The organism is Streptomyces sp. NPDC002324 (assembly GCF_053593335.1).
The window spans coordinates 35,035-47,915 of sequence record NZ_JBSFCF010000031.1 but is presented as its reverse complement, the minus strand read 5'-3'; the positions used below and the strand labels follow the sequence as shown (position 1 = coordinate 47,915).

The following is a 12,881-nucleotide window of genomic DNA, read 5'->3' as shown; positions in this document are numbered from 1 at the left end:
GGGTTATGCCGAAGCCCGGAGAACTGATGTACGCCGGGCACGAAGAAGCCCCCCACCAGCGATGATGTCGCCAGTAGGGGGCTGTCTTGTGTCCGCCGGGCCGTCTCTGGGCCGTCAGGGCTCCTGGGCCGTGTCGAAGACCCCATCCAGGGCCCGGCGGGCACGCTCACTGCTGCTCGGCATCAGGTGTGCGTACACCCGCAGCGTCATCGCCGGATCGGAGTGCCCGAGGTATTCGCTGACGGCCTTGATGCTCTCGCCCGCGTCCAGGAGGACCGAGGCGTAGAAGTGGCGCAGGGCATGCATTCCGTGGTGCCGGGCGGAGGCGTGCCGCTGGCCGGGTTCGGGGGTCGAGATAAGGCCGGCGGCGGCCAGGGCGCGCTTCCACTCGTAGGCGTTGAAGTTGCTGCGCCAGACGACCCCGTCGGCTGTGTTGGTGAAGATCAGACGCCGTTCGGTGAGCGGGCCGTCCGGTCGCATCCACGGCAGTTTGATTGTCACGGGCGGGTGACTCTTCATGTGCTGCCGCAGGGCGGAGGCGACCGAGGAGGGGAGCGGTACGTCCCTTTCCTTGTTGCCCTTGGGCGGGGCGAAGACGGCGACGCCCCGGATCAGCTTGACCTGAGTGGTGACCCGAAGGGTGTCGCTGTCGAGCTGCGAAGTGTCTTCGGCCAGTCCGATGATCTCGCCCTGTCGGAGCCCGCAGCCGCTGCCTACGTCGACCATGGTCCGGTAGCGCTCGGGCAGAGCGTTGCGGACCGCACGCACCTGGGAGGGGAGCCAGGGGACGACCCGGGCGGAGGAGACAGCGGGTGGGCGGACTGACGCGGCCGAGCAAGGATTCCGGGCGAGGTGGCCGTCATCCACGGCGGCCGAGAGCACCGCGCGGACGTTGGCGTAGATGTTGCGGGCGTAGGTGCCGCCGATGGAGCCGTTCTCCAGGTCGCGCACGAACTCGCGGATGTGGACCGGTCGGAAGGAACCGAGAGGACGCGCCCCGAGTCGCGGGAAGGCGTGCAGCCGAAGACGGTACTCCGTTCCGATGCGTGTATTGAGGTCGGTCGTCTGCCCGGCGAGCCAGCGTTCCGCGTACTGCTGGAAGGTCGTGCGCGCAGCCTTGGGGTCGACGTACTGACCACGGGACATGTCGGCAGCCGTCTCGGCCAACCATTCTTCGGCACGGCGCTTCTGCCGGTCCGGGAAGGACTTGCTCTTCTCGGTGCCGTCAGGTCCGACGTACCGGGCCCGGTAGCGGAGCCCGTTGCCGTAGCGGTCGGTCTTGACCTTCACCGGCTTGCCGTCCGGCCCGGGCTCCGTCTTGTACCAGCGGTCTTGGATGTGCCCAGCCATCAGGCAGCCTCCCCAAGCTGCGAATCCACCCAGGCCCGTATGTCGCTCGGGTCGAAGCGAAGGTGCCGGCCGACCCGGAAGCCGCGGGGGCCGGTGCGCTTGCGACGCCACTGGTAGACCGTCTCGACACTGGGAAGTTCGAACATCTCGACCAGGTCCTCGGGAGTCAGGAACCGGTTCGGCAGCTCTGCGGCCATGGTCAGCACTCCCTTTCGTCGGCGAGCTGGTCGCGTAGGGCTTCGCGGGCGGTTTCGCGGTTGCGTTGGAGGTCGCGGGCGATGGTGGCGGCGAGGGCGGATTCGCCGGGGGTGTGGCCGTGTCCGGCGTACTGCCAGTCGGTGAGGACGAGGACGGTGTCCGGCTCGCGGTCGTCCAGGGCGAGGGCTTGGCGTTCCTGGGCGGCGCGGTAGTCGGCGCGTGTCTGGCGGAGGGCGCCGAGGGTGGTCGAGTAGCGGCGGGACTTGGAGGAGAAGTGGCCGCGGAAGCCGAGCATGTGAGCCCAGGCCCACAGTCGGCGGTCGGGGTAGATCGGGTCGAGCCGCTTGCACGCCTCGATGAGGCGGCGGGTGTGGTCGGGGACCTGGTGGCGGTCGAGTTCGGAGAGTTCGCCGATGCGGCGGTCCAGGGTTCCGGTGTTCTCGGCTGCTTTGGTGGCGTACTTGGCGACGTAGGAGGCGACGGCTTGTTCGGTGATGTCGGAGCCGTCGCCGAAGGCCTTGACGGGGCGTACGTCGAGCTGTCCGCCCCAGCGGAAGGTGCGGGCGGGTTGGTCGTCGGCGGCGGGGACCGAGACCGAGGTGTAGCTGTGCGCGGTGGCGGCGCGGATGGCGTCGGTGAGGAGGTCGACTGTCGCCCAGGACGGCGGTGGGGTGTTGGGTCCGTCGGGTCCGTCGATGCGGATCACGGCGTGGAAGTGCAGGGCGCCGCGTTTTTGGAACTCGGCGACCTTGCCGTACGACAGGCGAGCGGCTTCTTTCAGTTCTCGTTGTGTCAGGCCCGCGCGGGCGGCGATCTCGCGGCGGAGCCGGTTGGTGAAGCGCTGCCACAGCTGGCCCGCGTGGTTGTTGAAGAGGACGGCGCCCGCGTAGTCGTAGCTGGTCGGGTCGAGGGCGGTGCCGAGGGCGGGATCGTCGGCGGCGTGGTGCGTGCCGCAGCGGCAGGTTCCTCGGTCGGGGCGGTTGTGGACGCGGCCGAAGGAGGGGGCTGTGAGGGTGGCGAAGACGCGGGGGTGGTCGCGGACGGTGGCGGGGATGTCGCGGCGGTCGTCTCCGGCGAGACCCGCACGGATGAGGTGGTAAGTGTCGCCCGCGTAGGTCCAGGCGCAGGAGGGGCAGCGGGAGGCGCGGCGGTTTCCGCAGGCGAGGCGGAGGCGTCCGCCCGGCTCGTTCTCGGTGGAGTAGTGGTGCAGGGTCTCGCCGGTGGTCTTGTCTTTGGCGATCGTCCAGCCGGTGAGGTGGATGGGGTCGGCGCAGCCGCCGGTGCGGCGGATCTGTTCGTGCCAGCGGTCGTAGTCGGACGCCGAAGCCACCCTCAGCAGGTCGCCGAGGGTGGTCGGGTCGAGCAGCAGGTCAGGCACGGGCGCCCTCCCGAGTGCTGCGGGTGCGGGCGGTGCCGGTGCCGTGGCAGGCCGGGCAGTGCGCGGTGATGGTGCGCAGGTGGCCGTGGTGGTCGCGGCCGCCGAGGGTGATGGCGGCGGAGGCGTGTCCGTCGCAGTTGGGGCAGATGCGGGGCGTGGTGGGGTGCGTCATGCTGGGGGTTCCTTCCGGCTCTTCGGGGTTCGGCAGGGGCAGGGCTCCCGGGCGGCGGAGACTTGGCGGTTGAGGCCGCCCGGGGGCTGGTCAGTGGCGCTTGGCTTCGGTGTTGATGAGCGAGCGGATGACCAGGGCGCAGATTGCGACCGAGGCGCCGGTGATGGCGACCGCGAGGAGCATCGAGACCAGAACGGCGCCGACCACCAGGACTACGGCGGTGCCGCCACCGACCAGGGCGAGCACGGAGCCCGGGGTGAGCTGGACCGTGGGCCGGGCCGAGATCGCAGCAGGGGCCGGGGCGACCGGGGTGGTGGTCGGCTGGTGCTGGATGACGGCGGTCGGCTCGATGGCGGCGGGCGGGGTGATCAGGCCGGTCGGCTGGGGCATGGTCGGGATCTTCGGGCGGAACATCAGCGGATCTCCTTTCGCGGCGGGTTACTTGACGGCGGTGTCGATGACGGGGGCGAGGAGGCTGTCGGCGATGAGGTAGCCGCCGAGGAGGAGGACCAGGACCAGCCAGAGCGGCGGGCGGATGAGCTTGATGCCGAGGTAGCCGATGGCGGCGAGGGCGAACCAGAGGGGGACGTCCACGGGTGGTGGCCTCCTATCGGGCGGTGCAGCGGTGGGTGCGGGCGGCGAGCTGTGCGGCGGTCTGGCTGGAGTAGTCGGCGGACCAGCCGCAGCGGTCGTTGGTGCACACGGCGGCGTGCTTGGTTCGGCCGTTGCGGTCGCGGTGGGTGCCGATCTGCACGGGGCCGATCCGCATGACGGAGTGGAAGTGATCGCGGGCAGGCATGTCGGTGGTTCTCCCTTCGGGTCAGGCGAGTTGGGCGGCGATGGCGTCGGCCAGCTGCGGCGGGACGCCGAGGCGGGCGCGCAGGGTGTCGGGGTCGATCGGCGATCCGGTCCGGGCCTGGTGGTCGTCGGCGACCTTGCGGGCGTGGTCGACGAGCGCGGCCGGGACCGGCGGAGCGGGAACCGCGGGCGGAGCTGGGGCGGGCTCAGGTGCGGGAAGGGCCGGAGTTTCCTCGACCGCAGGCGGCAGCGAGGTCGAGGCGTCCAACTCCGGGGATTCGGTGACCGGTTCGGGTTCGGGGTCGAGGTGGAGCGCGGGTGCCGGCGGATCCGGCACCGGGTCTTCGGCGGAGTGGGCGAGGAGCGTGCCGCCCATGAAGGCCAGTGCGGGCCAGGCGGCGACGAGAATCCGCAGCCAGGCCGGGACCTGGCCGAGGTCGAGGAGTCCGGCGGTGGCGACGTTGGCGCCGAGCGAGGCCACGAGCGCGATCACGAACCAGCACCAGGCCAGCCGGGACGGTCCATCGGTGCGCAGGCGTCGCCAGGCGGCGACCAGGAGCAGGTCAACTGAGACCGGGTAGGCCCAGGCTTTCCAGCCGTCCTGTCCGGCAGCGGCGGCCAGGTCGTGCAGGTGGGCGAAGGACAGCGCCCCGGCAATGACCGCCTGGACCAGCACGGCGTCGATGCGCAGTCGCGAGGCCATCACGGTCACCCCGCCACGGGGCGGCCGTTGGCCGTGACGATGGCCTTCAGGACCAGGGCGAGGTTGGTGGTGTCGAGGCCGGTGACGGCGTCGCCGAGCGGGATGCGGGCGGTGGTGTCGGCGAGCGATGCGGCGAGGGCCAGGATGCGCAGTTCCCCGCTGGAGGCGGGCAGGTCGTTGGCTGCCAGGGCTTCGACGACCTTGAGCCAGTCGACGCCGTACGGCTCGGGGTCGGGCTCGGAGTAGTCGATCAGGAGCAGTTCGGGCCGTTCCGCCAGGCGCTTGATCCACAGGCCGTGGTCGATGAGGAGGTTGATCGCGGCTCGCAGGGCCGGGGAGCCGTCGGCGCTGGTCTGGAGGGTGAGGGTCAGCTGGTCGGGGTCGATGGTCACCGTGCCGTTGTCGGTGTCGTACCAGGGGCAGTCACGTTCGTCGTGGTCGATGCCGGTCTCTTCGCCGTCGACGTCGCCGCAGTGCTCGCAGAACACGGGGCGCTCCTTCCTGTCTGGAGGCATGGAGGGGGTAGGGACGTGGCGCGAAGCGGTCGCGCCGAGCGGGGGAAGCGGGAGTGTCAGGCGGTGGCGGGGGCTGTCTTGGACAGCGGCACCGGGGCCGAGGGCGCCGGGGCGAGTGCCGGGCGGAACGGGGCCAGGGCGGGCAGGTCCGGGGTGCGGTCGGCGTGCTTGTTGCAGATGTTCACGGCCTCGCGCAGCGAGGTGTGCGGGGCTCGGATGCGGGCCCAGCCGCCGGAGGCGTCGCCCGTGACGGCGATGCCGGGGGTGTCGGTGGGGATCTGGATGGCGGCGAGGACGGCGTCCGGCGCGATGTCGCCGAAGGCCATGTTCGCCGAGGATTCGTCGTTGACGCGGTGGGCGGTGCGGCCGGTGAGCTGGGCGCGGAGCATGGTGATGCCCTTGCCGAGTTCGGAGCCGAAGCGCTGCCCGCAGATTTCCAGGTAGATGCCGGCGGCGCGGCCGAGCTGGGCGAGCCGGACCAGGGCGGTGATGATGCGGTCGCGTCGCTTCTCGTCGTCCTTCGAAGCGAAGAGGGCGAGTTCGGCGACCTCGTCGACCAGGACCACGACCGGGACCGGGCGCAGGTCTTCAGGCAGGTCCCAGATGTCGGCGGCGATCTCCGCATCCGGCACGTTCACCGTGATCCGCTGGTTGGCCCGGATCAGCTGGTAGACCTCCTCCATGTGCGTGACGAGCGCTTCGAGCAGGGCGAGGGCGGTGTCGGGGTTGTCGGCGAGTGCGGAGAACCGGCGTGCCAGCGGGAAGAGTTCCACGCCCTGTTTGCAGTCGATGCCCACCAGTGCGACATCCAGCGGGGCCAGTCCGGCGACCAGGTTGCGCTGGTAGACGGACTTTCCCGATTCCGTGGCGCCGAGGGTGAGGCCGTGCGGGACGGTTCGGTAGTCGCGGTAGTGCACCGAGCCGTCCTCGCGTAGGGCGACCGGGACCCGCGTCGGGCGGGCGTCGGTCTTCGCGGGCATCTGCACCCGCCTGAGCACGTCGTAGCCGGTCATCCGCACCTCCACCACACCCGAGCGCAGCTCACGCGAGGTGACGCCGTACAGGCCGAAGGAGTGGCGCAGCCGGTCAGCGGACGCCGCGACGTCGAAGGCGTCCTGTCCGGGGCGCAGGCCCAGGCGCAGGACCAGGCCGGTGCGGGTCGGGCGGATACGCAGGATGCGCGGCGGGCGGGACTGCGGGACCTCCCGGTTGGCGATACGGGCCAGGGCCAGACGCCAGCGGGAAGGCGGAACGGTCAGCCCGCAGGCGTCCATGACCGAGGCGTAGCGGACCAGGACCCGCACCGTGGCGAGGGTGACCCCGAAGGTCAGCCAGTACCAGGCGGGGCGCCGCCACCGCAGGATCACTGCGGCAGCGGCGACCAGCACCAGAGCGACCGTGAACCAGGTCATGATCAGGCAGCCTTGGGCTTCGAGGCAGCAGCGGCCAGCGAGGTGACCGCGACCGCGCGGAAGGCGATGCCGTGGCGCTTCTGCCCGTTGAACTCGTTCTCCCACGCCGAGGCGACCAGACCCGTCAGCGCGACCGGGGTGCCCATGGCCAGGTCCTCGGAGACGCCCGGCTGCGGAACGGTGAGCTTGAGGATCTCGACCTCGTCCGGGGTGGAGAACATCACCTCCACCGTCATCAGGGTCACGCCGTCCTTGTCGAGGGCGATCTCACCGGTACGGCGGTCCTTGACCTTCGGCTGCGGAGCCTTGGCGATCATCACGGTTGCGGCGGAGGTGTCAACGGGGATCTGACGCATCGTCTGTTCTCCTGCTGTTGATGGGAGTTGTCCAGCGCCTGCCGGTGAGACAAGGAGACGACGAGAGGGGGTGGACGCATCACGGTCCGTATGGACGTTTAGGGACGTCTGAGTTATCGTCAAAACGTCCCCGAAACGTCCGAGAGAGGCAGCCATGGCGAACGAGCGTCTGCGCGCGGCGATTTCAGCGAAGGGGGAGACCATCCAGTCCACGGCCGATCACGTCGGGGTCGACCCCAAGAGCGTGGAGCGATGGATCACGACCAACCGCACTCCGCACCGGGGGCACCGCTGGAAGGCCGCGAGCTTCCTAGGCGTAGACGAGGTCTACCTGTGGCCCACCGTCGAGAAGCAAGCCGAGACGGCGAGCACGTCCGAGCTGATCACGTACTACCCGCACCGGGGCGCGGTGCCGGCCGCTCTGTGGTCATCGCTCATCGAGAAGGCCGCGGACCAGGTGGACATCCTTGTGTACGCAGGACTGTTCCTCTTCGACAACCATCCGGACCTGCCATACGAGTTGGCCGAGAAGGCCAAGGCCGGTGCCCAGGTACGCGTCCTCCTCGGCGACCCCGACTCGGAGATGGTCCGGCAGCGCGGCGAAGAGGAAGGCATAGGCGATGACCTGGCGGCACGCGCGCGGATCACGCGGCGGTACCTCGTACCAGCGATGAAAACGCCGGGCGTCGAAGTCCGCCTGCACGACACGATCCTCTACAACTCGATCTATCGGTTCGACGAGGACGTGTTGGTGAATCCGCACGTGCTCGGAGCCCCGGCCGGGCAGAACCCGGTACTGCACTTCCGCTACATCCCGGGGGCCCGCACGTTCCGGCACTACATGCGGAGCTTCGACTACACGTGGGAGCGCGGGACTCCCGTTGCACCGTGACCGCCGAAGGTCTACCGCTGCTCGCGGACGTCTTCCCCGAGTTGACGGCAGACATCCTGCGCCTACTCGACCCCGATGACACGGTCCTGATCGAGCAGATCCCAGCCTTGCGGTACCACGGCGTATGCACGTGTGCGCCTACCTGCCGCAGCCTCCTGACGGCAGCGCAAGGTTCGCCCACTCCCTTTCTCTGCCAGCTTGAGGAACACGACGAAGTTCTGATCTGGCTCAGTCTCGATCCGACCGCGACGGTCATCGTGGGTATCGAGGTTCTGGACGGGAGAGACCTCGGACCAGCCGCACAGCGAACCTGACTACCTCAGTAGCCGTGCGAGGCTGGATGCATGGCCCGCATCGACTACTTCAACGACCCCAATGCCCCGAAGGCGAACAGCCTCGTCCCCTCCGTGACCGCAGTGGCCCTTAACGAGGCCGGGGAGGTCCTGTTGATCCACAAGACGGACAACGACCTTTGGGCCCTCCCCGGTGGCGGCATCGACCTCGGTGAGTCTGCCCCCAGCGCGGCCGTACGCGAGACGAAGGAGGAGACAGGGTTCGACGTGGAGGTGACCGGCCTCGTCGGGATCTACACGAACCCCGGCCACGTCATGGCGTACGACGACGGCGAGGTCCGACAGCAGTTCTCCATTTGCTTCCACGCTCGCATCATTGGCGGCCAACCGCAGACGAGCAGCGAGAGCAAGGAGGTTGCGTTCGTCGACCCGAGCAGGCTGGACGAGCTGAACATCCACCCGTCCATGCGTATGAGGATCGATCACGGCCTGGCCGACCGGGCAGAGCCCTACATCGGCTGATGAGCCATGCGGGCACGGGTCCGCTCGACAGCGTCCTTGAGGTACGGCCGCGCCTTGCTGATCGCGTTGTGCACTTCGCTGCCCGGTTCGTAACGGACGAGGATCTCGTCAATACGGGTGTCGAAGTCGAAGGACTGCCCGGCGGGGCCCGTCGTCATGTCGGCCATGATCAGGGCGTCCAGGACCGGCGAGTCTTCCCGCTCGTAGACGGCCAGCTCCGCCGTGAGTCCTCGCTGCTCTGCTTCGTACACTGCCCCCGAGTGATGGGCGACCAGCCGTACGAGGCGTGCCGGCGCACCCAACGTTTCCAGATGACGAGCGCCGTCAATGGGGTGGAAGCCGGTGTCCCGCAGCTCGGGGGCGTAGCCGATGTCGTGCAGCCACGCGGCGGCGACGAGGAGATTCCGGTCAGCCTCAGACACAGCCACGGCGATCTCTTGCGCCCGAGCGGCCACAGACTGAGTGTGCAGCCAGCGGTTCCCGAGCGGAGGAAGCAGGGACTCGGCGAGTGCCGCCGCCCCTTGGGGTGTGTCCAGTGCAGAAGGCATGGATGAAACGGTAGCCGAGACGGGCGCGGAGCCGACAGGCCACGATCGAGCAGTTCGATCATGGTGCGGTACAACTTTCCCTACATCATCAAGAGCCCGCGCACGGCGCGGGCGCGCGCCGCCTCTGCGGCGCGGCCTGCCTCCTGTCTGCGCCCCGGCTGGCCGCGCCCGGCGGCGCGCTCGGCGGCTGCGGGCATGAAGTGGGAGACACCCTCTATGGCTGGGGCGGTCGGCTCCACGGCTTTAGGCAGCCACTTTGGGGCGAGCCTCTAAGATCTTGGCCCCAACGTCGTGCTTTACCGGGCAGGTCCACAGACTGCCCGACTCGCCATCAGCTTACGGGGCCAAGATCACTCGCCCCAAAGCAGCTCCAGCCCAAAGCCGCTCCGCCGACCTCGCGTTAGCCTCAAGCGCACCCCTGCTCAGCTGTCAGTACCAGTCGCTAGCATGCCGCCATGACTGGCAGTCGACCTGCAATCCCGCGAGAGCTTCGAAGGCGTGTTCTGATTGAGGCTGGCCATCGTTGTGCGATTCCCGCATGTCGGGCCACGCCCGTGGAAATTGCACACGTAGCCCCGTGGGTGAAGGTGCAAAAACATGAGTTCAAGAATTTGATCGCCTTGTGCCCCACATGTCACACGCGATTCGATGATCCGCATAACCCATTGGACCGCAAGGCCATGCGGCAATATAAAGCCAATCTAAATCCGCTGCTGTCGCTAGAAGTTGACAAAGGAGACCAGATGCGGAGGATTGGTGCATATCAAGATTTTAGGGTCCAGTTCGGCGCATGGGTGCGCAGCTTGCAGGAGTTCGGTGCGGTCAAGTCAAAGCGGAAGGCAACCCTTGAGGATGTCGAACAAGCGAGACATCTGACAGCGGACACTTTCGCGAGTGTATTTATTTCCGCACTAGACTTCCATAGTCGCTGGAAAGGGACCCGAGCTGATGGCATTGCTGGTGCCATTTTTTACCACGTGGGCGACTGGGCCGACGAGCTAAGTGGTAGCGCATTTCCCGCACCCCGAAGTCTGGGTAGGCGTGATATCGCAGGCGAGCTTTCGGAGGCCTCTACCGACCTGCATCTGGCCGTGTGCGAGGAAGTTGGGATTCTAGGTCCAGAAGACGTCTAATAGATTTCCTGCATGCTTACGCCATCAGTGCCTCTGTGTGCCGTCCGTGGCCACAGCGGTAGCAGACGGCATGCCGGTGTGGTGCAGCAGCGAAGTACAGCAACGAAGCCATGATCACTCGCCCCAAAGCGGCTCCAGCCCAAAGCCGCTCCGCCGACCTCGCGTTGCGATAAAACTGGTTGCGTAATCTTCTGCTGCAGAGGTGACTGTTGCCTCCATCAGGAGCTTGCATTACTGGAAGTCGGCGGATTCTTTGGCGCCAAAACTTGCGCCTTGGCCCAGAGGTCTTCGTGACTGCTCCGAATGGCGCTTCCCGCGATGCTTGCCAGTGGGACGACGATGCTCAGATTTCGCCCCACCGAGTTGAGGGAAGTTCCGATGGCGATCACCTTTTCGCCCGTCGAAATGGCAAAACGGTCGTGAAGCTCGCTAGCTACGCGCACCTCGGGCCTCTGTGACTCCTCGAAGACCGCAAGGGCGAGGGCCAGCTGCGAGATCGCTGGAGCCCCAATCTTTTTGCTGGTAAGAATTCGCTTGATCTGGGTGTGCTCGACCACCGTTTCCAGCTGATCGAATCGGAAGTACGGGTCGACCAATAGGCCCTCGCCGATGTCCGCCAGAGCGCCAATAACCTTGACGTAAGCGAATGGGTCGGATGGGTCAAGAATGACCTCTGAGCTGTCGTCGCTCGTCATCTCGATCTTGGGTGCCGAAAGATCAGCCAGAATTGCGTGGCCTAGCGTTGTTAGCTTCACGGAGTTGTCAGAGATCGAGATCCAACCTACGCGGCTGAGATAATCGGTCCAGGTCTCAAGATACTCAGTCCGACCACCGAAGTTGCCGAATGAGGCCACCATGTCTTGAAGCGAACCGAGGCGTCGCGCGCGCCGGAAAGGGGACTTCGCGTAAGCTTCCAAATGCTCGGGGTTTAGCGTGGCTCCGCGCCGAGTGGCGGCACTGATGTATGCGAGGAGTCGATGTCCGGCCTCAGTTGTGATCTCCATGCCGCCAGTATGCTCGGGCTCAGGCTTGAGTTCCTCCGGTTTTGACAGTGGCCAACACAGAGCAGTGATCACGGCTGAGTCCTGGGCCGTCCCTGGGCCGTCCGAGGTCGACCAACGCTGACAGTCGGCACCCACAGGTGACCACCCCCACCCCGCTCTGGCCTGGGCTCCCCGAGTTGATCTGCGACACTGGGAGGGTTATGCCGAAGCCCGGAGAACTCACATTCGTCGCCCCCCGCGGAGCCAAGAAGCCGCCGCGGCATCTTGCTGATCTTTCGCCTGTGGAGCGTAAGGAGGCTGTTGCCGCGATCGGGGAGAAGCCGTTTCGCGCCAAGCAGCTCTCGCAGCACTACTTCGCGCGGTACGCGCACGACCCGGAGCAGTGGACCGACATCCCCGCGGGGGCGCGGGAGAAGCTGCGGGAGGCGTTGCTTCCGGAGCTGATGACGGTCGTGCGGCATCTGTCGACCGACCAGGAGACCACGCGCAAGACGCTGTGGCGGCTGTTCGACGGGACGCTCGTCGAGTCGGTGCTGATGCGGTACCCGGACCGGGTGACGATGTGCATCAGTTCGCAGGCCGGGTGCGGGATGAACTGCCCGTTCTGCGCCACCGGGCAGGCGGGGCTGGACCGGAACCTGTCCACCGCCGAGATCGTCCATCAGATCGTCGACGGGATGCGGGCGCTTCGGGACGGAGAGATCCCGGGTGGGCCCGCGCGGCTCTCCAACATCGTCTTCATGGGGATGGGCGAGCCGCTCGCCAACTACAACCGGGTCGTCGGCGCCATTCGCCGGCTCACCGACCCGGAGCCGGACGGGCTGGGGTTGTCGCAGCGCGGCATCACGGTGTCGACGGTCGGGCTGGTGCCCGCCATCCACCGGTTCGCCGACGAGGGGTTCAAGTGCCGGCTCGCCATCTCCCTGCACGCGCCGGACGACGAACTGCGCGACACCCTCGTCCCCGTGAACACGCGGTGGAAGGTGCGTGAGGTCCTCGACGCCGGATGGGAGTACGCGGCCAGGTCCGGGCGCCGGCTGTCCATCGAGTACGCGCTGATCCGGGACATCAACGACCAGGCGTGGCGCGGTGACCGGCTGGGCCGGCTGCTCAGGGGCAAGCCGGTGCACGTGAATCTGATTCCGCTGAACCCCACTCCGGGGTCCAAGTGGACCGCATCCCGGCCCGAGGACGAGAAGGCGTTCGTCGAGGCCATCGCGGCCCACGGGGTGCCGGTGACCGTCCGGGACACCCGGGGGCAGGAGATCGACGGGGCGTGCGGGCAGTTGGCCGCCACCGAGAGGTAGACCGCGCAGACCGGGGAACCGGGGGCGGGGACGGGGACGAGGGTCAGCTCGTGGCCACCGGCAGGAGTCGGAATCCGGCCACGGGGTACTCTGACCCCCGTACACACATCTTCATATTCCGACAGGGGAGCGCCACAGCGCTGAGAGTGCGGCAAGCGGGCCGCAGACCCTCTGAACCTCGCCCAGGTCATTCTGGGTAGGAAGTTCGGTCATCACTCAAGCTGTTGCGCCCTGCCCGGGTGCCTTCGCCAGTGCCGGAGGCACCCGGGCAGGGCCGCGTCTCTTCCTGGTCACTCCAGG

At 67.7% G+C, this 12,881-nt stretch carries 18 protein-coding genes; 5 read left to right on the top strand and 13 right to left on the bottom strand.

Going from position 1 to position 12,881, the window contains the following annotated elements; all coding sequences use genetic code 11:
* Positions 1-114 precede the first annotated feature (114 nt).
* The 11 genes from ACWCRJ_RS32005 to ACWCRJ_RS31955 all read right to left on the bottom strand — a co-directional run bounded on the left by ACWCRJ_RS32005 (position 115) and on the right by ACWCRJ_RS31955 (position 6,882).
* On the bottom strand, positions 115-1,350 hold the full coding sequence (locus ACWCRJ_RS32005) for a tyrosine-type recombinase/integrase (protein WP_450942574.1): 1,236 nt from the start codon (positions 1,348-1,350) through the stop codon (positions 115-117).
* Positions 1,350-1,547: a helix-turn-helix transcriptional regulator gene (locus ACWCRJ_RS32000; protein ID WP_184899872.1), complete on the bottom strand. Its 198-nt coding sequence runs from the start codon at positions 1,545-1,547 to the stop codon at positions 1,350-1,352. The genes ACWCRJ_RS32005 and ACWCRJ_RS32000 overlap by 1 nt, the downstream gene beginning before the upstream one ends.
* Positions 1,548-1,549: 2 nt before the next feature.
* A complete protein-coding gene (repSA, locus tag ACWCRJ_RS31995) occupies positions 1,550-2,926 on the bottom strand; it encodes a replication initiator protein RepSA (protein ID WP_450942573.1) in 1,377 nt (458 codons plus the stop codon).
* Entirely contained in the window at positions 2,919-3,098 is a 180-nt protein-coding gene (locus ACWCRJ_RS31990) for a hypothetical protein (protein WP_450942572.1), read from the bottom strand. The genes repSA and ACWCRJ_RS31990 overlap by 8 nt, the downstream gene beginning before the upstream one ends.
* Positions 3,099-3,188: 90 nt before the next feature.
* A complete protein-coding gene (locus tag ACWCRJ_RS31985; RefSeq protein WP_450942571.1) occupies positions 3,189-3,512 on the bottom strand; it encodes a SpdD-like protein in 324 nt (107 codons plus the stop codon).
* A gap of 24 nt (positions 3,513-3,536) precedes the next feature.
* On the bottom strand, positions 3,537-3,692 hold the full coding sequence (locus ACWCRJ_RS31980) for a hypothetical protein (RefSeq protein ID WP_351979077.1): 156 nt from the start codon (positions 3,690-3,692) through the stop codon (positions 3,537-3,539).
* Between the two features lie 13 nt (positions 3,693-3,705).
* Positions 3,706-3,897: a mobile element transfer protein gene (locus ACWCRJ_RS31975; RefSeq protein WP_046704488.1), complete on the bottom strand. Its 192-nt coding sequence runs from the start codon at positions 3,895-3,897 to the stop codon at positions 3,706-3,708.
* A 21-nt stretch (positions 3,898-3,918) separates the two neighbouring features.
* Positions 3,919-4,599, bottom strand: a complete 681-nt coding sequence (locus ACWCRJ_RS31970) for a DUF2637 domain-containing protein (protein WP_450942570.1) — start codon at positions 4,597-4,599, stop codon at positions 3,919-3,921.
* 5 nt (positions 4,600-4,604) lie between these two features.
* Positions 4,605-5,087: a hypothetical protein gene (locus ACWCRJ_RS31965; protein ID WP_450942569.1), complete on the bottom strand. Its 483-nt coding sequence runs from the start codon at positions 5,085-5,087 to the stop codon at positions 4,605-4,607.
* Between the two features lie 83 nt (positions 5,088-5,170).
* Positions 5,171-6,526 (bottom strand): FtsK/SpoIIIE domain-containing protein, encoded by a 1,356-nt coding sequence (locus ACWCRJ_RS31960; RefSeq protein WP_450942568.1) that lies wholly within the window; start codon positions 6,524-6,526, stop codon positions 5,171-5,173.
* 2 nt (positions 6,527-6,528) lie between these two features.
* On the bottom strand, positions 6,529-6,882 hold the full coding sequence (locus ACWCRJ_RS31955) for an SCO3933 family regulatory protein (protein WP_257565087.1): 354 nt from the start codon (positions 6,880-6,882) through the stop codon (positions 6,529-6,531).
* 154 nt (positions 6,883-7,036) lie between these two features.
* Between ACWCRJ_RS31955 and ACWCRJ_RS31950 the strand changes: the two genes are divergently transcribed.
* The 3 genes from ACWCRJ_RS31950 to ACWCRJ_RS31940 are packed head-to-tail and all read left to right on the top strand — an operon-like array spanning position 7,037 to position 8,589.
* Positions 7,037-7,774, top strand: coding sequence for an XRE family transcriptional regulator (locus tag ACWCRJ_RS31950; RefSeq protein ID WP_450942567.1), 738 nt, complete (start codon positions 7,037-7,039; stop codon positions 7,772-7,774).
* On the top strand, positions 7,771-8,088 hold the full coding sequence (locus ACWCRJ_RS31945; protein WP_450942566.1) for a hypothetical protein: 318 nt from the start codon (positions 7,771-7,773) through the stop codon (positions 8,086-8,088). Before ACWCRJ_RS31950 ends, ACWCRJ_RS31945 begins: the two co-directional genes overlap by 4 nt.
* A 30-nt stretch (positions 8,089-8,118) precedes the next feature.
* The gene (locus tag ACWCRJ_RS31940; protein WP_328224112.1) at positions 8,119-8,589 is read left to right on the top strand and encodes an NUDIX hydrolase; all 471 of its coding nucleotides are present in this window, start codon (positions 8,119-8,121) and stop codon (positions 8,587-8,589) included.
* On the opposite strand, the gene ACWCRJ_RS31935 is transcribed toward ACWCRJ_RS31940, so the two are convergent.
* A complete protein-coding gene (locus ACWCRJ_RS31935; RefSeq protein ID WP_328224113.1) occupies positions 8,577-9,137 on the bottom strand; it encodes an HD domain-containing protein in 561 nt (186 codons plus the stop codon). The genes ACWCRJ_RS31940 and ACWCRJ_RS31935 overlap by 13 nt on opposite strands.
* A 455-nt stretch (positions 9,138-9,592) precedes the next feature.
* Between ACWCRJ_RS31935 and ACWCRJ_RS31930 the strand changes: the two genes are divergently transcribed.
* Positions 9,593-10,270 (top strand): HNH endonuclease, encoded by a 678-nt coding sequence (locus ACWCRJ_RS31930; RefSeq protein ID WP_450942565.1) that lies wholly within the window; start codon positions 9,593-9,595, stop codon positions 10,268-10,270.
* A 218-nt stretch (positions 10,271-10,488) separates the two neighbouring features.
* Here ACWCRJ_RS31930 and ACWCRJ_RS31925 read toward each other — a convergent pair whose 3' ends face one another.
* On the bottom strand, positions 10,489-11,274 hold the full coding sequence (locus tag ACWCRJ_RS31925) for a hypothetical protein (protein WP_450942564.1): 786 nt from the start codon (positions 11,272-11,274) through the stop codon (positions 10,489-10,491).
* A 200-nt stretch (positions 11,275-11,474) separates the two neighbouring features.
* Here ACWCRJ_RS31925 and rlmN point away from each other — a divergent pair, with 200 nt between their 5' ends.
* Entirely contained in the window at positions 11,475-12,581 is a 1,107-nt protein-coding gene (gene rlmN / locus ACWCRJ_RS31920) for a 23S rRNA (adenine(2503)-C(2))-methyltransferase RlmN (RefSeq protein ID WP_450942563.1), read from the top strand.
* The last annotated feature ends 300 nt before the right edge of the window (positions 12,582-12,881 follow it).

Bases quoted from the DNA above. Each gene is read 5' to 3' on its own strand.
- ACWCRJ_RS31990 (WP_450942572.1), bottom strand. From the start codon at position 3,098: ATGACGCACCCCACCACGCCCCGCATCTGCCCCAACTGCGACGGACAC.
- ACWCRJ_RS31930 (WP_450942565.1), top strand. From the start codon at position 9,593: ATGACTGGCAGTCGACCTGCAATCCCGCGAGAGCTTCGAAGGCGTGTT.
- rlmN (WP_450942563.1), top strand. From the start codon at position 11,475: ATGCCGAAGCCCGGAGAACTCACATTCGTCGCCCCCCGCGGAGCCAAG.
- ACWCRJ_RS31960 (WP_450942568.1), bottom strand. From the start codon at position 6,526: ATGACCTGGTTCACGGTCGCTCTGGTGCTGGTCGCCGCTGCCGCAGTG.
- ACWCRJ_RS31955 (WP_257565087.1), bottom strand. From the start codon at position 6,882: ATGCGTCAGATCCCCGTTGACACCTCCGCCGCAACCGTGATGATCGCC.
- ACWCRJ_RS31950 (WP_450942567.1), top strand. From the start codon at position 7,037: ATGGCGAACGAGCGTCTGCGCGCGGCGATTTCAGCGAAGGGGGAGACC.
- ACWCRJ_RS32000 (WP_184899872.1), bottom strand. From the start codon at position 1,547: ATGGCCGCAGAGCTGCCGAACCGGTTCCTGACTCCCGAGGACCTGGTC.
- ACWCRJ_RS31970 (WP_450942570.1), bottom strand. From the start codon at position 4,599: ATGGCCTCGCGACTGCGCATCGACGCCGTGCTGGTCCAGGCGGTCATT.
- ACWCRJ_RS32005 (WP_450942574.1), bottom strand. From the start codon at position 1,350: ATGGCTGGGCACATCCAAGACCGCTGGTACAAGACGGAGCCCGGGCCG.
- ACWCRJ_RS31940 (WP_328224112.1), top strand. From the start codon at position 8,119: ATGGCCCGCATCGACTACTTCAACGACCCCAATGCCCCGAAGGCGAAC.
- ACWCRJ_RS31925 (WP_450942564.1), bottom strand. From the start codon at position 11,274: ATGGAGATCACAACTGAGGCCGGACATCGACTCCTCGCATACATCAGT.
- ACWCRJ_RS31975 (WP_046704488.1), bottom strand. From the start codon at position 3,897: ATGCCTGCCCGCGATCACTTCCACTCCGTCATGCGGATCGGCCCCGTG.
- ACWCRJ_RS31935 (WP_328224113.1), bottom strand. From the start codon at position 9,137: ATGCCTTCTGCACTGGACACACCCCAAGGGGCGGCGGCACTCGCCGAG.
- ACWCRJ_RS31985 (WP_450942571.1), bottom strand. From the start codon at position 3,512: ATGTTCCGCCCGAAGATCCCGACCATGCCCCAGCCGACCGGCCTGATC.